A 23,644-nucleotide genomic window follows, 5' to 3' on the forward strand; every position below is an offset into this window, starting at 1 on the left:
CGCCGGCGAGGCCGACCTCGTCCAGGAATCGGGCGAAAAATCTCAAATTCTACAACGTGTAGAAATTGTTCTACACGCCGTAGTACCGTCGAAACTGCAATGAAGAACAGCGACCTGAAAAGGCCGTTCCAGCTGCGCGGCGCACCGGCGTCGCAAAAGGAGCAGATGTGATCTCCCAGCCCGCTCTCACCGTCGTCAGGGACACCCTCCCCGTCATCGGATCCGCCATCGGCGACATCACGCCGATCTTCTATGACCGGATGTTCACCGCCCGTCCCGACCTGCTGCGCGATCTGTTCAACCGCGGCAACCAGGCGCAGGGCGAGCAGCAGAAGGCGCTGGCCGGCGCGATCGCCGCCTATGCGAGCCTGCTCGTCTCCGAGGATGCACCGAACATCGACGCGATGATGAGCCGGATCGCGAACAAGCACGCGTCCTTGGGCATCACCGAAGACCAGTACCCGATCGTCTACGAGCACCTCTTCGCCGCCATCGGCGAGGTCCTCGGCGACGCGGCCACCCCCGAAGTCGTCGATGCCTGGACCGAGGTCTACTGGGACATGGCGAACACGCTCATCGCCGCCGAACGCGAACTCTATGCCGACCACGACGTGGAACCCGGCGACGTCTGGTCAGAGCTCAAGGTTATCCGCCGTCGGCAGGAATCACCGCACACGATCAGCCTCGTCCTGGCTCGTCCCGATGGCGGCCGGCTGCCGCAGGCACGGCCCGGACAGTACATCTCCGTCCAGGTCCAGCTGCCCGACGGCGCCAACCAGATCCGCCAGTACAGCCTCACCCGAGCGACCTCACATGAGTCCTGGACCGTGACGATCAAGGCCGAACCCGGCCGCGTCGAGGCAGGCGTCCCCGCGGGTGAGGTATCGAACTTCATCCACGGCAACGTCTTCGAAGGGGACACGATCCGATGCTCCCTGCCCTACGGTGACCTCGTCGTCGAAGACGCCGAGACCCCGCTGTTGCTCGTCTCCGCAGGCATCGGCTGCACCCCGATCCTCGGCGCGCTCAACGACCTCGTGTCCAAGGAATCTCAGCGCGAAGTCACGGTCCTCCACGCCGATCAGTCGATGGCCTCCCACGCCCACCGGCAGGATATGGCGCAGCTCGTCGCCCAGCTGCCGGGCGCCCGAATGCACCACTGGTACGAACAGCTCGGCGCACGGACGACGAACGAAACCATCCACGAAGGCTTCATCGACCTCACCGAGGTGGACGTCCCAGCTGACGCGCAGGTCTACCTGTGCGGCCCGCCCCCGTTCATGAAGGCCGTGCGTCGCGGACTCGACGAACTCGATGTGCCCGAGGACAACATCCACTTCGAGGTCTTTGGCCCCGACACTTGGGCGACCGTGCCCGATCTCGTCCCCGCCTGACCCCAGCCGGTGCCCGGCTGAGTCAGATCGAACCGGTGCCTGAGCCCTCAACCGGGAGACTGTGCAGATGCGCGCCGAGGTGGTCCCACCTCGGCGCGCATCCGTCGGTTCTGGGTGGGGCGGGGGCATGCACTAGAATCGGATCATTATGGCCTCCACTGATTACTCTTCTGAAATCGCCAACCTCCGCCAGACGTACAAAGCGATTCTCGACGTGTCCGATCTGGACAATCTGCGCGACGAGGTTGCCGAACTCACGGAGCAGGCATCGTCACCGACGTTCTGGGACGACCCTGATTCGGCGCAGAAGACCTCGGCCAAGCTCTCGCACAAGCAGGGCACCCTGGAGAAGCTCGAGAAGTTCGGGCAGCGCATCGACGATGCCGAACTGCTCGTCGAGATGTCCCAGGACGAAGGCGACGCGGACTCGCTCGAAGAAGCCGACCGCGACATCAAGAAGCTGCACGATCAGCTCGCCGAACTCGAGATCTCGACCCTGCTCAGCCACGAATACGATGAGCGCTCCGCCGTCGTGACCGTGCGCTCGGGCGCCGGCGGCGACGACGCGACCGACTGGGCGCAGATGCTCACCCGCATGTACGTCCGGTGGGCGGAGAACCGCGGCTACAAGGTCCAGGAACTCGACACCTCCTACGCCGAGGGCGCGGGCATCAAGTCCGCGACCATCCAGATCGATGCGCCCTATGCCTACGGCACGCTGTCGGTCGAAGCCGGCACCCACCGCCTCGTGCGCATCAGCCCCTTCGACAACCAGGGGCGCCGCCAGACCTCGTTCGCTGCCGTCGAAGTGGTTCCGCTCATCGAATCGACCGACCATGTCGAGGTCGACGAGAACGATCTGCGCATCGACGTCTACCGTTCCTCCGGGCCTGGCGGACAGTCGGTGAACACGACTGACTCGGCCGTGCGCATCACGCACATCCCCACCGGTGTGGTCGTGAGCATGCAGAACGAGAAGTCCCAGATCCAGAACCGTGAGGCCGCAATGCGCGTCCTCCAGTCCCGCCTCCTCGACCTCAAGCGCCAGGAAGAGGCCGCGCAGAAGAAGGAACTGGCCGGAGACATCAAGGCCAGCTGGGGCGACCAGATGCGCTCCTACGTCACGCACCCGTACCAGATGGTCAAGGACCTGCGCACCGGCTACGAGGTCAACAACCCCTCGGCCGTGTTCGACGGTGACCTCGACGGACTCATCGAAGCCGGCATCCGCTGGCGCAAGGAGCAGGAGATGGCCGAAGAGGCCGACGCCTGACCGTAATCTGAGCGGGGCCGCCTCGGCGAGGGATCGACCATCACCGAGGCGACTGTGAACTTCATCAGATCGCAACACACGCCCGGCCGCCTCCGCGAACATCACGGAACTGTTACGTACAGTGGAATCGGCCGAGCCACCCGCAACATGATTGAAGACCGACTTGATCAGATTCGACTCCGTTTCGAAGTCTTACGACACACGTTCCCGCAAAGCACTCGACGACATCTCGTTCGAGGCTGACCGCGGGGAATTCGTGTTCCTCGTCGGGGCCTCCGGTTCGGGCAAGTCCACGGTCATCCGACTCATTCTGCGTGAAGAGGTTCCCAGCGCCGGTCGCATCCACATCGCCGGAAAATCCGTGGTGAAGATGCCCAGCTGGAAGGTGCCCTACCTGCGGCGGGGGATCGGAACCGTGTTCCAGGACTTCCGCCTGCTGCCGAACAAGACCGTGTTCGCCAATGTTGCCTTCGCCCTCCAGGTGATCGGAAAATCCCGCGCGGCCATGTCGACCCTCGTCCCCGACGTCCTCGAGACCGTGGGCCTGGCCGGCAAGGAGAAGCGCTATCCCAGTGAGCTCTCCGGCGGTGAGCAGCAGCGCGTGGCCATCGCCCGCGCCGTGGTCAACAAACCCGGAATCCTGCTCGCCGACGAGCCGACAGGCAACCTCGACCCGGCGACCAGTGCCGACATCATGAACGTACTCGAGAAGATCAACCGCAACGGCACCACCGTGCTCATGGCCACCCACGACGGAGAGATCGTCAACCGGATGCGCCGACGGGTCATCGAACTGCGCGAGGGCGAAATCGTCCGCGACGTCGAAGAAGGCACCTACGGAGTCGCCTCATGAGGGCCGGGTTCATCCTCTCCGAAGTCTGGTCGGGCCTGCGCCGGAACTTCTCCATGGTCATCTCCGTCGTGCTCGTGACCTTCGTGTCCCTGCTCTTCGTCGGTGCCGCGATCCTGCTGCAGATGCAGGTCGGGCAGATGAAGGACTTCTGGTACGACCGCGTGCAGGTCTCAGTGTTCCTGTGCCCGCCGGATTCGGAAGCGACGAACTGCGTTGACGGTGAGGTCACCGGGGACCAGAAGGACCAGATCCGGGCCGACCTCGAAAGCTCCGAGCTCGCACCCTATGTCGACAAGGTCTACTTCGAAGACAAGACCGAGGCCTACGAGCACTTCCAGGAGCAGTTCAAGGGCACCAGCCTCGAAGGCACCGTGCCCAAGGACGAGATGAACGAGTCCTTCCGGGTCAAACTCAAGGACGCCGAGAAGTACGACATCATCAAGGAGACGTTCTCCTCCACTCCCGGGGTGGAAGAGGTAGTCGACCAGAACCAGCTGCTCGACCGCCTGTTCGGGGTGCTCAACATCGCGACCATCGTCGCGATCGCGATAGCCGGCATCATGCTGCTGTGCGCGATGCTGCTCATCGCCACCACCATCAGACTCTCCGCGTTCTCAAGACGCAGAGAGACCGGCATCATGCGTCTGGTCGGTGCGTCGAACACCTTCATCCAGATGCCGTTCCTGCTCGAGGGCGTCATCGCCTCGGCCATCGGTGCGACTCTGTCCGCCGGCGCGTTGGGCCTGCTCGTCCACTTCGGAGTCAGCGGCTGGCTGCAGTCGCAGGCCACCGGATTCAGCCTCATCTCCGGATGGGACGTCCTCCTCATCACCCCCGTGCTCATCATCATCGGCGTGCTCATGGCCGGAGCCTCGTCGCTGATCACCTTGAACAAGTACACGAAGGTCTGAGATGAAGCGCAGACTCGGACTCGTTCTCACAGCAGCCGCGCTGGCGGTGCTCCTGCCGGCCACCTCCGTGGTGGCCGACCCGCGCGACGACAAAAGCGCGGTCGACGACCGCGTGAAAGAACTCCAGCAGGAGTTCGAAGGCCTCGACGAGGACCTCGCCCGCGTCATCGCCGAACGCGACGCAGCGAAGGAGAAGCTGCCGGACGCCGAGGCCGAGTCGAAGGCCGCCGACGATGCGCTGGCGAAGGCGATCGAGAAGGACGAGGACATGGCCGCGCGCCTGACCTCGGCGGAGAACGCGCAGAAGGACCTCAAGGACACAATCAAGACCGGCACTGAGGAGATCGACAAGCACAAGACCTCGGCCGCACGTATCGGGCGACAGGCCTACCAGAACTCGGGCATCACCTCCGATCTGGCGATGCTTCTGCAGATGGCCGAGGGCACGAGCGCCGACGGCGGCATCGGCCGCGTCGACTCCGCCGTGCGGTCTCAGCAGCGCACGATCGACAAACTCTCCGAACAGCGGGCGCTGAACAAGAACAACGAAGAGCGGCTCTCGGGCGTGACCGATAAGATCTCCGATCTCAAGGACGAAGCCGCCGAGGCGGTGGTGGCCAAGGAGGCCGCGCAGGTCGACGCGAAGAAGAAGGCCGACAGCCTCAACGACCTCATCTCCGCGAAGGACGATGCGGAGAAGACGATCTCCGACAACAAGGACAAGACCGAGAAGCAGCTGGCCGACGAGAAGGCCGAGCAGGATCGGCTGGCCGAAAAGGTCCGGGAGTGGGAGAAGGAACAGGAGAAGAAGGGCAAGTTTGTCTTCGGCGACGGAGTCCTGGCCAACCCGGCCAAGGGCTACCCGACGACGTCTCCGTTCGGATACCGCGTCCACCCGATCACGGGGGCGAAGAAGCTGCACACCGGAATGGACTTCGGCGTGCCCTGCGGCACCCCGATCCGCGCGGCCGGCGACGGCATCGTCGTCACCTCCGGCTGGACCGGCGGCTACGGCAACCGCGTCGTCATCTCCCACGGCAAGATCAAGGGCAAGTCGATCGCGTCGACCTACAACCACAACACGAAGCTCAAGGTCCACGACGGGCAGCGGATCAAGAAGGGCGACGTCATCTCGTACTCCGGCACGACGGGTGCTTCAACCGGCTGCCACCTGCACTTCGAGATCATGGAGAACGGCGGCTACGTCGACCCGAAACCCTTCATCTTCTGATTGCTACCTGACGGCGGCCCAGCAACCTCGCGCGAGGTATCTGGGCCGCCGTCAGGTAGTTCTAAGAGGGGACGGGCGTGCGGGACGCGGCCGATGGGATAGAATTGATGGCTGTGCCCGCAAACGCACGCACAGGTGATCGGGAGCAGAGAGGAGGCCGGTCATGCCGAAGGACACAGGCAAGAAAGTCATTGCGAGGAACCGCAAGGCGCGCCACGACTATCACATCGAAGACACGTGGGAGGCCGGACTCGTACTCACCGGCACCGAGGTGAAATCGCTGCGCGAAGGCCGTGCCTCGCTCACCGATGGCTTCGCCCTCATCTTCCAGAATGAGGCCTGGCTGGAGAACGTCTACATCCCCGAATATCTGCAGGGGACGTGGACGAACCATTCGGCCAGGCGCCGCCGCAAGCTGCTGCTCCACCGCGAGGAGATCCTGAGGATCTCGCAGAAGGTCAAGGAATCCGGCCGGACCCTGGTCCCGCTCGAGCTCTACTTCGACGGTTCACGCGTCAAGGTCGAGATCGCCCTGGCCAAGGGCAAGCGCGAATGGGATAAGCGTCAGGCTCTGCGCGAGGCGCAGGACAAGCGCGAAGCCGAACGCGCGATGAAGTCCAAGCAGTACCTGTAAGGGTCGGCCGGTGCGCGGGGTCGATTCCCGCCATCTCCACCGTCTCTCGCCTCCCTCGCCGAGGCGGCCGGAGCGCATCCGAACATGTGCGCTTGAACGGTTGCGGAGCTCAGGGAATGCAATTGGCTCGGTGTGTGTTCTACGAGTATGCTGGAGTATCTGATCAGCGCCAGCAGCCGCCTCGGCGGATGAAATCGCTGATCAAGTTTGGTAACAGAATATGGGGATGATCGGTTTCGACGTTGGACACTGCGTCGGGAGAAGCGGGCCGAGAATGCAGAGTCATCTCGTTAATGTCCTCTGCAAAACAATAGGTGCTAAGTCTAACAACCGCACCGATTTCGCCCTCGCTGCCTGATAGAGCGCGAGCTGCGAATCCGTCAGCCTAGAGTTGCCTCTGCTCTAGGTCCTGGCGTCGCTTAAGAGGCCACTGCTTCAGGTACATGTTGGGGGTGCCTGAGGGACTTTTACTCAACTCCGTTCGTTGGCTTACGTGTTCGTGCGATAGCCAGAACCTAAGACACTACTTCACGAACTGCGCCCGGAGAAGTCCTGACAATCTGCCGACGGACGCGGGTTCGATTCCCGCCATCTCCACGTGTCACAGCCCCGGATTCCGCAAGGATCCGGGGCTTTTCGCTGTCCGAAAGCCCCCGGACAAGCAACGTCGCCCCGTCGAAAGGACACCCTCGCCGAGGCGGCCAAACAGTTCCCCTCCCACCTGTCCCTTCGTCCTCCGTTGAGTTCAACTACCAGTGCGATACGGTGGATCCGAGTTCCGAGAGGAGACCGGCACCGATGTTCTATCCGCCGTTGATCGGCTGCCTCGTATTCGCCGTTGTCTGCGTCGTCCTCGTGCAGGTCATCCGCAGCGATCGCCTGCCCCGTAATCGTGCGATCGGAATCCGGTCGGCACAGACGATGAGGTCCGATGCTGCGTGGCGGTCGGGCCACCGTGCGGCTATCCCCATGCTCAGCACAATCAGCATCATCGCCATCGGGTTCGCACTTGCGCTATTGGGTGTTGAATCCTTTGCCTGGCCGAAAGCAGTCGGAGATGTTCTCGCGGTCTCGGGGTGGCTGCTCATCCTCGGCCTCTTCATCCGAGTCTGGATGACTGCCAACCGCGCGGCGCGGCCCGCAGCCGACTGACCGACAGTCCGCAGTCCGGCGACGACACGTCCGCCCGCGACCCGCCCGCCAGACAGACACTTTTCCGGCCACTCGGCCGAGCACGATCAGCCATTCGGCCGAGGTTCCGCCTGCTCGAAACCGGAAGGATCGAGGGAGTCAGACAGCAGCCACCTGCCGACCACGATCCTGTGGCCGAGCGCGGTGACTGCCCATTCCGATCCGGCAAGGTTTCCCACCACTGATGATGAAGGCACTCATCGCGCTGGTGATCATCGTCGTCCAGATCATCGTCTCGACCCTGTGGCTGCGCCGCTTCGGACAGGGACCTCTGGAGAAACTGTGGCGACTCGTCACCTGGGGCCGCGTGAAACACTCGGCGACGCACCGACATCAGCACCGCGACCAGCCGGGTGCGCTCACGAGTTCACACGAATGACCTCTTCCTGGTACGGCGCGATGACTTCGCCGGAGATCCGCAGATCAAGGAGCAGGAAGGGCCGTCCATCGATCGGACGAGACTTCCACCGCTCGACGACGGCGAGGTCGGCCAGGGTGCGCACGGCGACTCCGTGCCCGCCTGCGGCCGTCGCCAAGGCCGCGAAATCGATCTCGTCGATGAGCATCGGCGACTTCTCCAACCCCTTGAGCCCGTACAGGTTGACCTCGGCGCCATAGGCGGCGTCGTTGAAGATCACGGCCATCCCGCGACCACCGGCCACCCGGATCGCCGTATCGAGGTCGGACAGTGCCATGGCTCCGCCCCCATCACCGCTGGTCAGCACGATCGTCGAGTCCGGGTTCGCGCGGGCGGCTCCGGCGACGCTGTGCCAGCCGAGCCCGATCGATTGGAACGCCGTGCCGACCATCGCCAGCCGGTCCGGTGCGCTGGGCTCCCAGAACATGTTCGCCCAGGCGATGAAATGTCCGCCGTCGGAGACGACGACCCGATCCTCGGGCAGAACCTCGCCGAGGCGGTTCGCCGCCGCCCGTGGATCGAGCCGTCCATCCTCGGCGAGTTCCGAACCGACGACGTAGGCGCGGTCGGTCGCGGTGTCGACGGAATCGTGCCAGCGCGTGGTGGCCTCGTCCGTGCTCCCTGCGCGGTCGACGGTGCCCGCCTTCAGCCGTGTCACAAGTTCAGCAGCGGCAAGTTTCGCGTCGGCTCGGACGAACCCGCCGACTCGAGCATTCGTCGCGCGTTCGTCGGTGTCGATCTGCCACACGGTTGTCGAGGGATGGAAGAGCTCGCCGAAACGCATCGTGAACTGGTTGAGCGAGGCGCCGAAGACCACTGCCACATCGGCTTCGCGGACGCGTTCCATCGCGGCCGGGGCGCCGAACCCGCCGGCGACTCCCAAGTCGTGTTCGCTTGCTGGGAAGATGTTGCGACCCAGTGCGGTTGTCACGGTCAGGGCACCCGTGATGTCGACGAGTGCACCGAGTTCGGTTTCGGCTCCGGCCAACCAGGCTCCGCGGCCGGCGAGCAGAAGAGGACGTTCTGCTCCGGCAAGATCGGCCGCGAGGCGATCGAGAGCGGCATGAGCGAATTCGCCGGTCGGAGCCATCGGCGTCGGCCGACCGGGCCCGGGAACGGCCGGGATGTCGCCGATGTCGAGGGTCGCGACGTCGTAGGGGATGGCCAGGACGACGGGCACCCGGTAGGTCAGCGCATGCTCGATGGCGGTCACGGTCGCGGCGGCGGCATCGACCCGACCGACGGTGTAGGTGCGCACACCCACGGCCGAGGCCATCGCGATCTGGTCGACGTCCCACGGCCGGGGACCGGATGTGGGCTCATCCCCGACGACAAGGACGAGGGGCACTCTGGCTTGGGCCGCCTCGGCGAGTGCGGTGAGCGTATTCGTGAACCCCGCGCCATAGGTCGTGGTGGCGGCGGCGATCCGCCCGGAGGTGCGGAAGTGGGCATCGGCGGCGACGACGGCTCCGGCTTCGTGGCGGACGGCGGTGTATGTCGCCGAGGTGTCACGCAGCAGGGCGTCGAGGAAGTAGGCGTTGCCGTTGCCCATGAGGCCGAAGACCTCGTCGATATGGGCGGCAAGGGTGTGAGCGACGTGCGCGGAGGTATGAGCCATGGTCGGCCTTTCGCGAATGAGATATGGAAGTTCGATCCATATATGTCTCACACGCTGACTCGGCCTCTGCGACCTTGGTGGGCGCTGCGGTTCAGTCGAGCGCCGGCCCGGCGGCTTCGTGCCCCTTTTTCGGACACCGGCTGATGTGCGCTCGCCTCGCTCGCCGGTTCCGGCATCGCTGAGGGCGGCTCAGCCTGACACTTCGAATATAGGTGACTGTGGCGTGCAGCACCAAGTCGGCTGATCGCCGGGCCCGCCGTGCCGACCGCACCCACCAGAACTACCTGACGGCGGCCCAGATACCTCGCGCGAGGTTGCTGGGCCGCCGTCAGGTAGTAATTATCAGCGGTTGATGCGTTCCTTCCAGGCGGTCATGACCTCGGGCGGAGTCGGCTTCGATGCGAAGGACCCGACGAGGTATCCGACCAACGAGGCGATGAGGCCCAGGTAGATGGCCGATTCGGCGTAGATGCCCGAGACGATCATGACGACCACTGTGGTCACGGCGCCGAGGATCATTCCCGCCATCACGCCGACGATCGTGCCGCGCTTGAACACGAGACCGCCGAGGATCGGGATGAACAGGCCTGCCACCAGCAGGTTGTACGCCACGGTGAGGGCCTCGACCACGCTGGGCATGATCATCGCGAGCACCAGCGTGACGACGCCGAGCCCGATGAGATAGATGCGCGAGTCGCGCACCTCGTCACCGGTCTCGCGGACCAGCGACCGCACGAGCGTCGACTTCGCACCGGAGCCGGAGCCGGCAACGCCCGACGCATTCGCCGAGGCGGCCGATCCACCCGTCGCTGCGCCGTCCGCAGCAACGCCGTCCGCCCCGGCTCCGTCAACCGCGGCACCCGAGCCCGCACCAACGTTGCCACCCGAATCCGGCACGATGTCCTTGCGGGCGAGGATCGGTTCGACGATGTCCTGGCGGCACACCGTCGAGGCGGCCATGAGCGAACCCGAGGCCGTCGACATCATCGCGGCCAGAGCCGCGGCGAGCACGATTCCGCCGAGCACCGGATTCATCGACGCATCGACGACGGCGACGAACACATCGTCTTGGACCTCGATGCCGGGCACGATCTTCGTTGCGGCCATGCCGATGAGCGCACCGGCGACGGCATAGAGCAGGCAGTAGACGCCGGCGGAGAAGCCGCCCCACCGGGCCACACCCGGGCTGCGCGCGGTGAACACACGCTGCCAGATGTCCTGGCCGATGAGCAGACCGAGGGTGTAGATGAGGATATAGCCGAGGATCGCCTGCCAGCCGATGCCCACAGGCGAGGTGTGCGATTCGGGCAGTGAGGCGAACAGCTCGGAGATGCCTCCGGACTTCGAGAGCACGAGCGGCAGCATGATGAGGAAGATGCCGATCGTCTGGATGAAGAACTGCACGAAGTCCGTCAGCGTGATCGACCACATGCCGCCGAGCATCGAGTAGAGGATGACGATGCCGCCGCCGATGAGCACCGACCACACCTTGTTGAGATCGAACAGGGCGTGGAAGACCGTGGCATAGGCGACCGTCGACGTCGTCGAGATCATCAGACCGTAGGCGGTCATGATCGCTCCGGAGACGAACCGGGAGCCCTTGCCGTAGCGGAGCTCGAGCATCTGCGAGACCGTGTAGATCTCGAGCTTTTGGATCTTCGGGGCGAAGAACAGCGACAGCGCGACGATACCCAGACCGATCGACAGCACGAGCCACATTCCCGACAGCCCGGCCGTATAGCCCAGGCCCACACCGCCGATCGTCGACGCGCCGCCGAGGACGACGGCCGACATCGTGCCGGTGTACAGGAGTCCGCCGAGGCGGCGCCCGGCGACCAGGAAGTCCTCCTGGTTATGGGCCTTGAACCGGCCCCAGACTCCGAATCCCACCATGGCGGCGAGATAGATGATGACTACCAAAGAGTCCACAGCGACCCTTTCTGTTGGATCGGCTCAGTGACCGACGGTGATGTGAATGGCGGTGGGAACAGTGCGATCGAGCGCCTCGGCGACGGCCTGCGGCAGAGCGGAGTCGATGTCCGCCTCGGCGATCGTCACCCCGGCCCCGCCCATGGACTGACCGAGCTTCGCGAAGTCCGGACGGGCGAGCCTGACGGCGAAGGGCTCGATGTCGCGGTCGACCATCTGACCCTCGATCTCCGCGTACCCGCCGTTGTCGACGATGACGAACGGGATGCCCAGTCCCAGCTCGGCCGCGGTCATGAGCTCCTGGATGGAGAACATGGCCGCACCGTCGCCGAGGATGCACACGACCGGACGTGCCGGATCGGCGAGCTTCGCCCCGAGGGCGGCGGGAATGCCGTAGCCCAAGGTGGCGAATCCGGGCATGTAGAGCAGCTGATCGGGCGTGCTCGCCGTCAGTGCGTGCACCGTGCCGTCATAGGTGACCTGCGAGGAGTCACCGGAGATGACGACGTTCGATCCCGCTCCGTCTTCGACGAGCCGGGTGACCCTGGCACCGATCGCGTCGAAATCGAAATCAGTGGCCCAGCTCTGCCGGATCCGAGTGACCCGATCGGCCCCGGATTCCCTCGCCGAGGCGGCCGATCCGTGTGCGTCGGACGATTCCGTCCCGTCCTCGCTCGCCGAGGCGGCGGTGGCCGGTGCGGACTCGAGCGCGCTCATGAGCGCGGTGAGGAACTCGCCTGTGTCCGCGCAGGCGAGGATGTCGCCGGGCAGGTTCTTGTTCAGCTGGTCAGGATCGATATCGCAGCGGATGACGGTCTGCCGGGCAGACTCATCACGCACACCGATGCTCGTCTGAGCGCCGATGGCTCCGCCCCACAGATCGGAGTCGGCCAGTTCGGATCCGAGCACGATGAGCACATCGGCAGCCGCGGATTCGGCCTGCACGCTCGGGAAGCGCACGTTCGAACCCAGCGACAGCGGATGCGTCTCGGACACGATGCCCTTGCCGTTGGCCGTCGTCGCCAGGGGAGCGTCGAGGGTCTCGATGAGTCGGACCACCTCGGCGTGTGCTCTCCTGGCACCGCCGCCGGCGATGACCAGCGGACGCTTCGCCGCGCTGATCGCCTCTGCCGCACGGGCCACAACATGGTCGTCGAGCCCAGGGCGGTGGCCGGCGAACGGAACCGGAACGCTGCCGTTCCACGCTCCCTCGAGCACGTCGAGGGGAACCTCGATGTGCACGGGTCCGGGACGGGCCGAGTCGAACATGGCGAACGCCTCGGCGACGGCCTGTGCAGCGCCTTCGGCGGTGCGGGTGCGCTGGGAGGACACGAGGAGGCGATTGAGTGCCCCGGAGGAGTCCTTCGTCTCGTGCAGCATTCCGACGTCGGCGCGCTCGAACCCGGTGGGCACACCGGGGGAGAGGATGAGCATCGGTCGGGACTCGGCATAGGCGGTCGCGGCGGCGGTGATGACATTCGTCAGCCCCGGCCCCGAGGTCGTGATGACGACCCCGGGCTTGCCGGAGACGAGGAAGTACCCGTCGGCACCGTAGCCTGCCCCCTGCTCGTGGCGGGGAGTCACGGCACGGATCCCGAACTCCGGCAGATGCCGGTAGAACTCGAGATTATGGGTGCCGGGGATTCCGAAGATCGTGTCGACACCATGGGCAGCCAGGGTCGCCACCACTGCACGACCGCCGTTGCGGACGTTGTTCTCGGTGCTCATGCTCAGACTCCGAGGGCAGTGCCGGACGGGCCGGAGGGAGCAGTGACTCCGTTGTTCTCCGCTGCCCACAGGGACAGGATCTCGTAGCCGACATGGGCGGCGGCGAGTCCGGTGACTTCGGCATGGTCGTAGGCCGGGGCGACTTCGACGATCTCGGCACCGACGACGTTGAGTCCCTGGAGGCCGCGGATCGAGTTGAGCAGCTCACGGCTGGTCATACCGCCGGCCTCGGGGGTGCCGGTGCCGGGTGCGGCCGCCGGATCGAGGACGTCGATGTCGACGGACAGATAGACCGGGGCATCGCCGAGTCGCTTGCGCATCCGGGCGACGACGTCCTGGACGGAAGTGAACTGGTATTCGTCGCTGCGGATGATCTGGAAGCCGAGCACCTCATCGTCCTCGAGGTCCTTCTTCCCGTAGAGGGGGCCGCGGATGCCGATGTGCATCGAGGCCGTCATATCGATGAGGCCCTCTTCGCTGGCGCGACGGAACGGAGTGCCGTGCGTGTAGGGCGCACCGAAGTAGGTGTCCCAGGTGTCCAGGTGCGCATCGAAATGGAGGACTGCGATCTTGCCGTGCGTCTTGTGCAGGGAGCGCAGATTCGGCAGAGCCAGGGTGTGGTCCCCGCCGAGGGTGAGCAGCTTGGCGCCATCGGCGCGCATGGCGTCGGCGTTGTCCTCGACGGTGGTGATGGCCTCTTCGATGTCGAAGGGGTTGACGCCGAGGTCACCGCAGTCAGCGACCTGCTGCCAGGTGAACGGGTGGACGTTCGTGGCCTGGTTGTAGGGGCGCAGCAGCTTCGAGGACTGGCGGATATGAGCGGGTCCGAAGCGGGCGCCGGGACGGTAGCTGACGCCGGCGTCGAAGGGGATGCCGATGACCTTGACGTCGATCTTCTCGCCGGGACGCTCGGCTTCGACTTCGTCGATGCGCGGCAGCAGTCCGAACGTCGGGGGTCCTGCGTAGCGGGGTGTCTTGCTGTAGTCGGCTGGGCCGAGCGGCTGAGACGTCACTGGCTTTCTCCTTCGTCGTGGCGGTTGACCGGATCCGGACAGGCCGGTGGTCGTGTGCTCAGCCTAGGACGTGGCTCACACAACACCGATATCCAGGACGGCGCATTTGAAACCCAGGCTATCCAGGGTGGATAGAATCGGATGCATGGTCACCTTGGAACAGATCTGGTCACGTGCAGAACTCGCGCTCGACGTCATCGTCGATTCGCCGACTGCCGCGGACCAGGAGGTCACGATCGTCCACTCCTCGGAGCTGCCGGAGGTCGACGAATGGCTTGCCGGCGGAGAGGTGCTGCTGACGATCGGGGTCGGCCAGGACCTCGGCGGGGACACGGTCGGGGACTATGTGCGCCGCCTCAAGTCCGTCGGCGTTCATGCGCTCGGCATCGGCTTGGGATCCGACCTGCCGTGGAAGCAGGTCCCGCCGAAGCTCATCGCTGCCGCGCAGGAGGAGGGGCTGGCGCTGTTCGGGGTGCCCGAGCCCGTTCCGTTCGTCGCCGTCGTCGGTGCCTTCACCCGGATGCGCGAGGCCGAGACGAACAGAGAGCTGACCCGGGCGAGCAGCGCGGCTCGTCGTTTCGCGACCGCGTTGGCGGGCGTTGGCCCCGCAGCTCTCGTCGCCGATCTGGCGGAGACCTTGGAAGCGCCGGTCCGCTTCGTCTCGCCCACCGGCAGAGCCTTGAGCGGAGACGATGCCGAGGAAGACGTGCGTTCAGCACTCATCGAAGAGTCATTGAAACCGACGACCGGGCCTCGTCTGATCCGCACGGGTTCGCGAATCGTCGAGGCCGTTCCGATCGGGGGTGACCATCCGCTCGGGTGGATTCTCACCCCCGCCGAGGCGGTCGGATCTCCGAAGACTCGTGCCCTGCTGCTGTCGACCGCCTCGGCGCTGTTGGCGATGACGCTGACAGACCTGCCCGTTCCCTCTGGTCGTGCGGTGCTCTTCGACACCGATCTGAGCGACGTTGAGGCGCGCGAGGAGTGGACCCGGGCGACGGGTCTGGCCCCGGTGGCGACAGTGGGGATCCACATCTTCGGCGGGGTCCGCGGGGACTCTGCCGAACGCCTCATCGCCGATATCGTCGGCCGCAGTCTGCTCACCCGCTCCGGTTCTCTGCTCGGAGTCGTCGGGGCACAGGAGCGCGGACTCGATGAGCTCGTGACGAAGGCTGCCGAGGTCACCGGACTGGAGGTGCTCACGCAGAAGCGGCTGCCCTTGGGACAGCTCCACCACACGTGGATGCTGTGGCGGACGCAGCACGAGTCCGAGGCCTCCGAGGTCAGAGCGCTGCTCTCGGCAGTCGATGAGGAGGCTGCCGACCGGTTCGTCGATCGGGTCCTCGGCGAACTCTTCCGGGCACGCGGTGGTCAAGAGCTGCTGGAGACTCTGCGCGCTTTCATCGCCGCGTCCGGGGCGCGGGAGCGCATCGCCGCCGATCTGGGAGTCCACCGGCATACGGTGCGGGCGCGGTTGGCGAAGATCGAAAAGCTGCTTGGCCGCGACCTCTCCCGCGCCGAAACACGGCAGGCGGTGTCGATGGCGCTCGAACTCGCCGAACTCTAGGCATCCCTCTTACCGACTGCTCGGCGCGGTGTTCTGTGCGGCAGTGTCCGCTGACTACTCCGCGAAGTGTTCGACGCGGAAGCGTTCGGCGATCTCAAGCACCCGGGCGAGAGCCTCGTCTTCTCCGATGCTGATGCGCACACCGGCACCGAGATTGCGCACTGCCACGGCCTGTTCGACGCAGGCGTCTTCGAACGCCGAGGACTTCTCACCCAGAGGCAGCCACACATAGTTCGCTTGGGCTTCGGGCACGTCCCACCCCTGTTCTCGCAGGGCGGCCGCGAAAGCGTCACGGGACTGCGCGATACGGGCGGCACGATCGAGCACTTCATCCCAGTGGTTGAGGGATTCGAGGGCGGCAGCCTGGCTGAGATCGGTGACACCGAAGGGGATGACGGCCTTGAGCAGACCTTCGATGACCGGCGGGTGGGCGACTGCGTAGCCGACTCGCAGTCCAGCGAGTCCGTGCGCCTTGGAGAAGGTGCGGAGCAGGACGAGATTCGGATAGTCGCGAACGAGACTGAGTCCATCGGCCCGGCCGGGTGCCGTGGCGAACTCCCAGTACGCTTCGTCGAGGGCGACGAGGACGTGGGACGGCACCTTGTCGAGGAAGGCGCGGACTTCGTCATCGCGCAGAACCGGACCGGTCGGGTTGTTCGGCGAACACAGGATGATGAGGCTGGTGCGATCGGTGATCGCCGCCGCCATCGCGTCGAGGTCGTGGCGACCCTCCGCAGTCAGCGGCACCTCGTGACGGGTGGACCCGACGAGCCCAGTGGTCTGCGGATACATCTCGAACGATGGCCACGGATAGATCGCCTCGGTGGTGACGTCCGACGTGATCTGGGTCAGAGCGACGAGCAGTTCGCTGGCACCGGTGGTGACGACGAGCTGATCCAGCCCGACACCGAGGCGGTCGGCCAGTCCCTGACGCAGCGCCAGAGCCGCATCATCGGGGTAGAGCGCGGGGTTCGTCGCATGAGCGACCATGGCCTCGAGGACAGCCGGCAGGGGAGGCAGGAAGTTCTCATTCGAGGAGAGTTTGAACGATTCCAATCCCTCGACCTTGCGAGGGGGTTTGCCCGGAATATAAGGCGGGAACGTATCCAGAGCGGACCGCAGACGGGGTGCGGCTGCGGAGGAAGCGGAATCTGTGGCGGCGGGGTCGGAGTCGTTCATGGACTCATGATGTCACAGGGGATCTGCGCCGCCGCCACTCGCCGGAGCGATCACACACCGTGGATGACGATCACCAGGGCTTCTCCGGGGTCGACCGGCCTCCGTCGCCGCCGGGGCCCTGCTGGCGCTGGTGCCGTTCGGATTCCTCACGGCGCTTCTCCAGCTCGTCACGTTTCTTCTCCTGTTCGGACTTGCCCGAGGAGTCGTCCGACTTCTCCTCCTCGCCGGATTCCTCGCCCTCGTCTCCGGAGGATTTCTCGTCCTCGGAGTCCTGATCCTGCGAATCCTCGTCATCGGACTCGCTGTCGTCGGTTCCCTCTTCCTTGGCCTTCTCGCCCTGCTTCTTGTCCTCGACGCGTTTCTTCGCCTGGTTGCTCTTCTGCTTCTCTTCGCTCTTCTTCGGCTGACATTCCTCGGGAGCGTCTTCGAGGGTCTTGAGTGAACGGTCGTAGAGCTCCTGCGACTGGTCGGGGTCCTGCGAGGCAATCTGGTCTGCCTGCTTCTCATAGACATAGGACAGGTTGATCCGCACCGCACATTCGACTGAAGTCGGGGCGATGTCCAAAGCGGCTTCGAGGTCGGTCTGGGCGGCATCGAAATCGCCGACGGCTGCCTCGGCGGTGCCGCGGTTGTAGTAGCCGATATGGCGTTGGAACGGACTGACCTTGAGGAATGCCGTCGCCGCCTTCTTCGCGCCGGGGAAGTCGTTCGAGGTGTAACGGACCTGCGAGGCGGTTCCGAAGTATGTGGCCATCGCGATATAGCCGAACAGCAGGGCGAAGATGGTGCCGAGGGTGAGGTTGATCTTCGTGATCCGGCGCAGCCGTGACCACAGACTCTTCACGCGGTTCATCGCGGACCTCCCTGGCGGGACACCGGCTGGTAGGGAACTCGGCCTCCGGGGCCGGGTGGACCACCGGGGCCCGGCATGACTCCGGGACCGGGCGGGCCGCCTCGGCGAGGGCGCTTCGGGGTGATCGCCTTGAGGCGAAGGTATTCGCGGACTCCGAAGACGAGCTCCACGGCGATCCACGCGAAGACGAGGATGAGCGGGACCCAATAGTATTCGTCGACGGTCACCCGGCCGTCCTTCTTCACCAGTGCCTGGTCGTATTTCGGAGCCTTATAGACGCTGGAGATCGCGCCTTTCCCGTCGCGGTGGTGGTAGTCGACGCCGAGGTCCGAGGCGATCTGACGCAGGTTGCCCTCGTCGATCTTCGAAATTCCCGGATTGCCGTCGCGGTCCTGGACATATTCGGGCGGTGCCTGATCGTCATCCGGGTCATCGGGGTCGCCGATTCCCGGGGCATTGCCGGGGTTGCCGACACCGGACCCGTAGCCGAACGGCTGCACGTCGCGCATCTTCCCGCCCTCTTCGGTGCCGTATCCGAAGACGGCTCCGCTGTCGATGCGAGAAGCGAAGGACGACCACGATTCCGGGGACTCCGACACGGTCTGCTCACCGTCGCCGAAGTAGAACACGACGTTCTTGTTCTCCGGACGGTCCTCATCGTTCGACGACATCCGCTTCTCGAGCTCCTCGCCGGCTTCGGTGATCGACGATCCACGGGAGTTCATTGACGATTCGGGATCGAGGACGTCGACAGCGGAGGCGAAGGCCGCGTGATCGGTCGTCAGCGGCATCACGGTGGCCGCGGTCGAGGCGAAGGTGATGATGCTCATCCGGGTGCCCGGGAAGGCATCGGCGAGTTCGAGCATGTCCTCCTTGACCCCGTCGAGGCGAGTCCTGTCCCCGTCGAAGTCCTCTGCGGCCATCGACGTCGTGACATCGACGACGAAGTACACATCGGCTCGCGCCTCGTACTCCTCGGTCGATGACTTGATCGGGATGCCGGGGCGCGCCAGTGCGAGCGCGAGCACGGCGACGACGCCCATGCGGGCGAACCACTTCCAGCGTGCACCGTCGCCGCGGATGGCCGGGATGATGCACACGGTGAGCAGGGCGAGGACGATGAAGCCCCAGCCGAACCAAGTGAAGACGGGATCGAAGATCATGATTTCGTCCTCCACGCCAGCACGAACACTCCCGCGAGGCCGAAGACGGCGATTCCGAGCGGAAGCACGGGCATATCGTGGACGATCGTGTACGAACGTCCGGGGGTGTTCGCCGCTTCCTGGCTCTGGATCTCTTCGACGATGCGGTCGATCGTCGAGGCCGATCCCATGTCGAACTGTTCGCCGCCGGTGCGGTCGGACACGGAACGCAGCTCCTTCGTCTGAGTGGTCGTCAGCACGGAGGGAGGGGAGAGGCTGTAGACGCGGACCTTCGCATCGACGGCGATATCGGCGGCTTCGTTGAGTTCGAACAGCGGTTCACCGGCGAGCATATTGTCCGTGGCGAAGATGATCGACCGGGACCGGTCCTCGTCCTTCCGGTCGAAGTTGTCGACGCAGCTGACGAGCCCGTCGCCGATGAGCGAGGAGCCGCCGATGTTCGGAGGCGAGGTCGACCACGAATAGTCAGTGCCCTCGGCGCCCCAGGTGCGGAACCCCTCCTCGGCTTCGGAGAGGAAGTTCTGGACCATGTCGTAGTCGTCGGTGAGCGGGAACGCGGAGACTGCGGTGGCATTGAACACGGTCAGGCCGATGCGTTCGCCGTCGAAGCGGTCGACGAGCTCCTGATAGGACTCGAGCAGATCGGCATCGTAGCCGAGCATCGACCCGGACACGTCGAGGCAGAGCATGACATCGCGCATCTTCCGCTCCGGGTTGACCGTCTCCACCCAGGCCGGTCGTGCGATTCCCGCCAACGCGGAGAGCCCGGTGAGGACGATGACGCCGAGGAGGGCGACCGTAGTCACCAGCCGTCTGTGCATGGCCCTGCGGAAACTCGGCAGGCCCGTCATCCGTCCGCTGTGGGCGACGGCGAGCGAGGACTCCGTCGCCTTCGGACGGCGGAAGAAGAAAACTGCGGCTGCGGCGAGGGCCAGCAGGATGAGTGCCAGCCACCAGAACATCAGGACCATCGCGCCACCAGCTTCCGCGCCTCGGCGATCTGCGGCTGCAGACCGGTCGGCTCTGCTTCGGCGAACTCTGCCTCGTAGAGGCCGAGCAGGCAGTCCGCGAGGTCGTCGAGACCGGCCACGGCCGCATCTCGGTAGGTCAGGTGTTCGGCTTTGACACCCCACGCGTCATGGGCGAATTCGCGCACGATCGTCGCCAGCTCCTGTGCCGATTCGCGCACGTCAGCCGCCTCGGCGCTCAGGTCGGACTCCACTGCGCTGATGCGGGAGAGGTAGGTGCTGCGCACGGGGATAGGGATGCGCGGTCCTGCCGACGGTGTGGCTCCGGCTGCGGCGCGGAAGAGCGGGGCGAAGAAGTTTCCGAGCACCAGCAGCAGTACGAAGCAGGCCGCCACGTACCACGCCGGTGAGACCTCCAGGGGCCCGATGAGTTCAGCGGGGCCCACGGCGGTGCCTCAGCAGGAGAGTGTGGAGCCGGCCGAGGGCCGACTTCGGGTGATCGATTTCGATGTGGGCGATGCAGAGCTTCGCGAGAAGGTCGATGCGCTGTTGACGGCTGGCCGCCTCGGCGAGGGCGAATTCCTGTCGGACCTCGGGTTTCGTCATCACCGAGGTCGGCAGTCCGTGCTCGGGTCGGGCGACGTCGAACGGCGCCGAGGCGGCTGGCAGGCCTGCGAGGTCCGCGTCGGTGATCGTGATCCACAGGACTTCGTGTTGGGCGCGCAGGCGACGGATCGTCGCTTCGGCCTCCGGTCCCAGCGGAGCTTGGTCGGAGATGACGACGAGGAGCATCCGATGGTTGATATGGCTGGTGATCCACTGCAGCTGGGTGTTGATGGACCCGGGGGAGGTGCTGCCGGATTCGGCGAGGATCTGCTGCAGGAGGTGTTCGAGGTGGGCTTCGCTGCCCTTCCGCGGGGAGGCGGTGGTGTGGTCGGCATTCCCGTGGATGAGCATGACGTCGTCGGCGTGACGGACGGCGAGGTAGCCGACCATCCCGGCCATGAGGATGGCCAGGTGGCGTTTGTCGGCTCCGGCGGAGGTCACGGCGTCGAAGTTCCTGGAAGTGTCGACGACGAGGCCGAGGATGTGCCGCCGGTGGGCGACATAGCGTTTGACCAGGGGTTCTGTGTGCCTGGCCGTGGCCTTCCAGTCGATGTCGCGGATCTCGTCACCGGGGATGTAGTCGCGCAGATCGTCGAAGTCGAGGCTGTGGCCGTGGAAGACCGAGGAGTAATCGCCGTCGAGGAGGCGCCGGGTCCGCCTGTGGGCGTGGATGGTCATCCGCGCCTTGATGCGATTGAGCAGGACAGTCATCGGATTCGCCGATCAGGGAGTGGGCACGGCCATGAGAAGGGCATCGACGATCTGTGCGCTCGTGATGTTCTCGGCGGCGGCTTCGAAATTGAGTTGGATGCGGTGGGCCAGCACGCGGTGGGCGAGGTCCTTGATGTCTTCGGGGATGACGTAGTTGCGGCCGCGGATCATCGCCAGCGCCCGGCCGGCGTTCGTGAACGCGATGGAAGCGCGCGGGCTGGCCCCGTATTCGATGAACGGGGCGAAGCGGCCGAGGTACTTCGTCGTATTGCGGGTGGCGTGGACGAGTTCGACGAGATAGCGGGTGATGGCCGGGTCGATGTAGACGGTGCGGGCATAGCTCTGCATGGTCACGACATCGTCGAGGGTGCAGGCAGGATCGGGCACCGAGTCCTTGTCGAAGATCCCGGAGTCGAGACGGGAGAGGATCTCGACCTCTTCGTTGGGGTTCGGGTGAGTGAGCAGATCCTTGATCATGAACCGGTCGAGCTGGGCTTCGGGCAGCTGGTAGGTACCCTCCTGTTCGATCGGGTTCTGCGTAGCCATGACGAGGAAGGGGCGGGGGAGTTCGAAGCGCTTGCCGCCGATCGTCGTCTGCTTCTCCTGCATGGCCTCGAGCATCGCCGACTGGGTCTTCGCCGACGACCGGTTGATCTCGTCGAGGAGGACGATGTTCGCATGTACCGGACCGAGCACGGTGTTGAACGAACCTTCGTGCGCGTTGTAGATCTGTGAGCCGATGATGTCGGCCGGCAGCAGATCCGGGGTGCACTGGATGCGGGAGAACTTGCCGTCCACGGCATTGGCCAGAGCGGCAGCCGCCGTGGTCTTCGCCAGACCCGGCACACTCTCCAGCAGCAGGTGACCGCTGGAGAGGAGTCCGATGAGCAGTGATTCGCGCAGCCGCTGCTGCCCGACGACGAAATGGTCGAGGTAGGACTCCAGGGCCTTGAGGATCGTCTGTGCGTGCGCGATCTCCTGCGTGTTCGCCGGTGCCGTTGCCGTCATGGTCCCTCAGTCTCTCGGTGATACTGGTCGCTCGCTGTCACGTGTCTCTTGGTGTGACCGTGGTCGTTCAGTCACGCAGCGCGATGCGTCTCTGTGGTCTCCAGCATATTGGCTGGCACTGACACGCAACAGCCGAGGACGTTGCAGTGCTGACACACGGTGGCAACGATTCGGTCTGCTGCCGCCGGCCCGCCGCCTTGCGTTCCCGGCGGCCCGCCACCGTGCGTTCACGGCGGGGCAATCCCATGTCAGGACCGATCTGTAGTGTCGATGGAACCGACTAACAGATGGGAGGAGGAGCTTGTGATGATCGCCTCCATATCGACGTGACCGGCACCGCACGGAGAAGTTCGAAATCGACGATCGCAGGTTCCGCGACATGCCCACAGGCAAAAATTTTTCCTGTGGAAAGCGGTGGAAAACGGAGGTGGAGAACGAGTCGAAAATCGGCTCGGAAGCCGCCGATGCCAGCGTCCGCGCAGGTGATCGAACTACATGAGTGTCGTTCACAGCCTGTGGACGATTGTGGACGGTGAGGACACAGGGTGTGGAACCTTCAAATGACACTGGTGTAACACTGGATATAGGGGTAAGGTCTAACCCGAACACAACATCTAGTGGTCACCCCTGAGCCTGCGCCTCGTGATTTTCATCATGATCGAGCAGTTGACGGGACACGGTCACAGCCATCAGAATGCCGAACTGCACAGCAGAATGAAGGAGTCGTCATGATCACCGTGTACACCAAGCCAGCTTGCGTCCAGTGCAATGCCACCTACCGTGCTCTCGACGCAAAGGGCCTGAAGTACAAGTCGGTGGATCTCAGCGTCGACGAGAACGCCCTCGACGTCGTCAAGGCCATGGGCTACATGCAGGCTCCCGTCGTCGTCACCGACAACGATCACTGGTCGGGCTTCCGTCCGGACAAGATCGCTACTCTGACCGGCGAACAGTCTGCATCCGTCGTGGCCTGACGACAATGTTGCTGGTCTACTTCTCTGCCAACTCCGAGTACACGCACCGCTTCGTTGCGAAGCTGCATCACCCGGCAGTGCGGTTGCCGACGTTGACCAAAGAGCCGACGCTGCGAGTGGATGAGCCATTCGTTCTCGTCACCCCCACCTACGGGGCCGGTCGCAATCGCGGGGCGGTTCCCAAGCAAGTCATCAAATTCCTCAATGTCGAAGAGAACCGGCGCCATCTGCTTGGTGTCATCGGCGCTGGAAACACCAACTTCGGCGAAGACTTCTGCCGCGCGGCCTTCAAGGTCGCGGAAAAGTGTCAAGTACCCCTCATGTATCGAGTCGAACTCCTGGGCACTCAGGAGGATGTCGACGCTGTAAACCAAGGATTGGACAAACTGTGCGCGAGCTCGCTGAAGACCGCAATGTAGAGG

The 23,644-nt window shown here is 64.8% G+C and carries 22 protein-coding genes and 1 other RNA gene; 12 read left to right on the plus strand and 11 right to left on the minus strand.

Annotated elements, in window-relative coordinates; all coding sequences use genetic code 11:
* The first annotated feature begins 167 nt into the window (after window positions 1-167).
* The 9 genes from BEP01S_RS11920 to BEP01S_RS11960 all read left to right on the plus strand — a co-directional run bounded on the left by BEP01S_RS11920 (window position 168) and on the right by BEP01S_RS11960 (window position 7,866).
* Window positions 168-1,394, plus strand: coding sequence for a globin domain-containing protein (locus tag BEP01S_RS11920; RefSeq protein ID WP_062243531.1), 1,227 nt, complete (start codon window positions 168-170; stop codon window positions 1,392-1,394).
* A 148-nt stretch (window positions 1,395-1,542) separates the two neighbouring features.
* Window positions 1,543-2,667 carry a peptide chain release factor 2 gene (gene prfB, locus BEP01S_RS11925; protein ID WP_062243533.1) on the plus strand — a complete coding sequence of 375 codons (1,125 nt, stop codon included), beginning with the start codon at window positions 1,543-1,545 and terminating at the stop codon, window positions 2,665-2,667.
* A 163-nt stretch (window positions 2,668-2,830) separates the two neighbouring features.
* Window positions 2,831-3,520, plus strand: coding sequence for a cell division ATP-binding protein FtsE (gene ftsE, locus BEP01S_RS11930; RefSeq protein WP_025780920.1), 690 nt, complete (start codon window positions 2,831-2,833; stop codon window positions 3,518-3,520).
* A complete protein-coding gene (ftsX, locus tag BEP01S_RS11935; protein WP_039209809.1) occupies window positions 3,517-4,431 on the plus strand; it encodes a permease-like cell division protein FtsX in 915 nt (304 codons plus the stop codon). Before ftsE ends, ftsX begins: the two co-directional genes overlap by 4 nt.
* Before the next feature lies 1 nt (window position 4,432).
* Window positions 4,433-5,662, plus strand: coding sequence for a peptidoglycan DD-metalloendopeptidase family protein (locus BEP01S_RS11940; RefSeq protein ID WP_039209808.1), 1,230 nt, complete (start codon window positions 4,433-4,435; stop codon window positions 5,660-5,662).
* 163 nt (window positions 5,663-5,825) lie between these two features.
* Complete coding sequence (smpB, locus tag BEP01S_RS11945; protein WP_062243535.1) at window positions 5,826-6,296, plus strand: SsrA-binding protein SmpB; 471 nt, start codon at window positions 5,826-5,828, stop codon at window positions 6,294-6,296.
* A 222-nt stretch (window positions 6,297-6,518) separates the two neighbouring features.
* Window positions 6,519-6,896: a transfer-messenger RNA gene (ssrA, locus tag BEP01S_RS11950) on the plus strand.
* Window positions 6,897-7,094: 198 nt separating this feature from the next.
* Window positions 7,095-7,448: an SdpI family protein gene (locus BEP01S_RS11955; RefSeq protein ID WP_062243537.1), complete on the plus strand. Its 354-nt coding sequence runs from the start codon at window positions 7,095-7,097 to the stop codon at window positions 7,446-7,448.
* Window positions 7,449-7,671: 223 nt separating this feature from the next.
* A complete protein-coding gene (locus tag BEP01S_RS11960; protein ID WP_062243539.1) occupies window positions 7,672-7,866 on the plus strand; it encodes a DUF418 domain-containing protein in 195 nt (64 codons plus the stop codon).
* Here BEP01S_RS11960 and BEP01S_RS11965 read toward each other — a convergent pair.
* From BEP01S_RS11965 to speB, 4 genes are all read right to left on the minus strand, one after another.
* Window positions 7,847-9,523, minus strand: coding sequence for a thiamine pyrophosphate-binding protein (locus tag BEP01S_RS11965; RefSeq protein ID WP_062243542.1), 1,677 nt, complete (start codon window positions 9,521-9,523; stop codon window positions 7,847-7,849). The two genes, BEP01S_RS11960 and BEP01S_RS11965, sit on opposite strands and share 20 nt — an antisense overlap.
* A 342-nt stretch (window positions 9,524-9,865) precedes the next feature.
* On the minus strand, window positions 9,866-11,452 hold the full coding sequence (locus tag BEP01S_RS11970) for a sodium:solute symporter family protein (protein ID WP_062243545.1): 1,587 nt from the start codon (window positions 11,450-11,452) through the stop codon (window positions 9,866-9,868).
* A gap of 24 nt (window positions 11,453-11,476) precedes the next feature.
* Window positions 11,477-13,180, minus strand: a complete 1,704-nt coding sequence (locus BEP01S_RS11975) for a thiamine pyrophosphate-binding protein (RefSeq protein ID WP_062243549.1) — start codon at window positions 13,178-13,180, stop codon at window positions 11,477-11,479.
* Between the two features lie 2 nt (window positions 13,181-13,182).
* Window positions 13,183-14,193 (minus strand): agmatinase, encoded by a 1,011-nt coding sequence (speB, locus tag BEP01S_RS11980; RefSeq protein ID WP_062243552.1) that lies wholly within the window; start codon window positions 14,191-14,193, stop codon window positions 13,183-13,185.
* Window positions 14,194-14,338: 145 nt separating this feature from the next.
* Between speB and BEP01S_RS11985 the strand changes: the two genes are divergently transcribed.
* Window positions 14,339-15,760 (plus strand): PucR family transcriptional regulator, encoded by a 1,422-nt coding sequence (locus BEP01S_RS11985; RefSeq protein WP_062243555.1) that lies wholly within the window; start codon window positions 14,339-14,341, stop codon window positions 15,758-15,760.
* A 54-nt stretch (window positions 15,761-15,814) separates the two neighbouring features.
* Here the strand turns inward: BEP01S_RS11985 and BEP01S_RS11990 are convergent, their stop codons facing one another.
* The 7 genes from BEP01S_RS11990 to BEP01S_RS12020 form a co-directional block, all read right to left on the minus strand.
* Window positions 15,815-16,939 carry a histidinol-phosphate transaminase gene (locus BEP01S_RS11990; RefSeq protein ID WP_062243557.1) on the minus strand — a complete coding sequence of 375 codons (1,125 nt, stop codon included), beginning with the start codon at window positions 16,937-16,939 and terminating at the stop codon, window positions 15,815-15,817.
* Between the two features lie 70 nt (window positions 16,940-17,009).
* Complete coding sequence (locus BEP01S_RS11995) at window positions 17,010-17,792, minus strand: tetratricopeptide repeat protein (protein WP_062243559.1); 783 nt, start codon at window positions 17,790-17,792, stop codon at window positions 17,010-17,012.
* The gene (locus BEP01S_RS12000; protein WP_083532694.1) at window positions 17,789-18,955 is read right to left on the minus strand and encodes a vWA domain-containing protein; all 1,167 of its coding nucleotides are present in this window, start codon (window positions 18,953-18,955) and stop codon (window positions 17,789-17,791) included. The genes BEP01S_RS11995 and BEP01S_RS12000 overlap by 4 nt, the downstream gene beginning before the upstream one ends.
* Window positions 18,952-19,926 (minus strand): vWA domain-containing protein, encoded by a 975-nt coding sequence (locus BEP01S_RS12005; RefSeq protein WP_062243563.1) that lies wholly within the window; start codon window positions 19,924-19,926, stop codon window positions 18,952-18,954. Before BEP01S_RS12005 ends, BEP01S_RS12000 begins: the two co-directional genes overlap by 4 nt.
* A complete protein-coding gene (locus tag BEP01S_RS12010; protein ID WP_039209775.1) occupies window positions 19,917-20,369 on the minus strand; it encodes a hypothetical protein in 453 nt (150 codons plus the stop codon). Before BEP01S_RS12010 ends, BEP01S_RS12005 begins: the two co-directional genes overlap by 10 nt.
* Window positions 20,356-21,240 (minus strand): DUF58 domain-containing protein, encoded by an 885-nt coding sequence (locus tag BEP01S_RS12015; protein ID WP_062243566.1) that lies wholly within the window; start codon window positions 21,238-21,240, stop codon window positions 20,356-20,358. The genes BEP01S_RS12010 and BEP01S_RS12015 overlap by 14 nt, the downstream gene beginning before the upstream one ends.
* Before the next feature lie 12 nt (window positions 21,241-21,252).
* Window positions 21,253-22,248, minus strand: coding sequence for an AAA family ATPase (locus BEP01S_RS12020; RefSeq protein ID WP_062243569.1), 996 nt, complete (start codon window positions 22,246-22,248; stop codon window positions 21,253-21,255).
* Between the two features lie 728 nt (window positions 22,249-22,976).
* Here BEP01S_RS12020 and nrdH point away from each other — a divergent pair.
* Together nrdH and nrdI are read left to right on the plus strand one after the other, a co-directional pair.
* Window positions 22,977-23,222, plus strand: coding sequence for a glutaredoxin-like protein NrdH (gene nrdH, locus BEP01S_RS12025; RefSeq protein ID WP_025778731.1), 246 nt, complete (start codon window positions 22,977-22,979; stop codon window positions 23,220-23,222).
* Between the two features lie 5 nt (window positions 23,223-23,227).
* A complete protein-coding gene (gene nrdI / locus BEP01S_RS12030) occupies window positions 23,228-23,641 on the plus strand; it encodes a class Ib ribonucleoside-diphosphate reductase assembly flavoprotein NrdI (protein WP_039209767.1) in 414 nt (137 codons plus the stop codon).
* Window positions 23,642-23,644 lie beyond the last annotated feature (3 nt).

Origin of the sequence: Brevibacterium epidermidis NBRC 14811 (assembly GCF_001570805.1) — a bacterium.
Taxonomy (GTDB): Bacteria; Actinomycetota; Actinomycetes; order Actinomycetales; family Brevibacteriaceae; genus Brevibacterium; species Brevibacterium epidermidis.

Coding starts and splice junctions, on each gene's coding strand:
- prfB (WP_062243533.1), top strand. CDS start 1,543: ATGGCCTCCACTGATTACTCTTCTGAAATCGCCAACCTCCGCCAGACG.
- ftsX (WP_039209809.1), top strand. CDS start 3,517: ATGAGGGCCGGGTTCATCCTCTCCGAAGTCTGGTCGGGCCTGCGCCGG.
- BEP01S_RS11940 (WP_039209808.1), top strand. CDS start 4,433: ATGAAGCGCAGACTCGGACTCGTTCTCACAGCAGCCGCGCTGGCGGTG.
- smpB (WP_062243535.1), top strand. CDS start 5,826: ATGCCGAAGGACACAGGCAAGAAAGTCATTGCGAGGAACCGCAAGGCG.
- BEP01S_RS11955 (WP_062243537.1), top strand. CDS start 7,095: ATGTTCTATCCGCCGTTGATCGGCTGCCTCGTATTCGCCGTTGTCTGC.
- BEP01S_RS11960 (WP_062243539.1), top strand. CDS start 7,672: ATGATGAAGGCACTCATCGCGCTGGTGATCATCGTCGTCCAGATCATC.
- BEP01S_RS11965 (WP_062243542.1), bottom strand. CDS start 9,523: ATGGCTCATACCTCCGCGCACGTCGCTCACACCCTTGCCGCCCATATC.
- BEP01S_RS11975 (WP_062243549.1), bottom strand. CDS start 13,180: ATGAGCACCGAGAACAACGTCCGCAACGGCGGTCGTGCAGTGGTGGCG.
- BEP01S_RS11985 (WP_062243555.1), top strand. CDS start 14,339: ATGGTCACCTTGGAACAGATCTGGTCACGTGCAGAACTCGCGCTCGAC.
- BEP01S_RS11990 (WP_062243557.1), bottom strand. CDS start 16,939: ATGAACGACTCCGACCCCGCCGCCACAGATTCCGCTTCCTCCGCAGCC.
- BEP01S_RS11995 (WP_062243559.1), bottom strand. CDS start 17,792: ATGAACCGCGTGAAGAGTCTGTGGTCACGGCTGCGCCGGATCACGAAG.
- BEP01S_RS12000 (WP_083532694.1), bottom strand. CDS start 18,955: ATGATCTTCGATCCCGTCTTCACTTGGTTCGGCTGGGGCTTCATCGTC.
- BEP01S_RS12005 (WP_062243563.1), bottom strand. CDS start 19,926: ATGGTCCTGATGTTCTGGTGGCTGGCACTCATCCTGCTGGCCCTCGCC.
- BEP01S_RS12015 (WP_062243566.1), bottom strand. CDS start 21,240: ATGACTGTCCTGCTCAATCGCATCAAGGCGCGGATGACCATCCACGCC.
- BEP01S_RS12020 (WP_062243569.1), bottom strand. CDS start 22,248: ATGACGGCAACGGCACCGGCGAACACGCAGGAGATCGCGCACGCACAG.
- nrdH (WP_025778731.1), top strand. CDS start 22,977: ATGATCACCGTGTACACCAAGCCAGCTTGCGTCCAGTGCAATGCCACC.
- nrdI (WP_039209767.1), top strand. CDS start 23,228: ATGTTGCTGGTCTACTTCTCTGCCAACTCCGAGTACACGCACCGCTTC.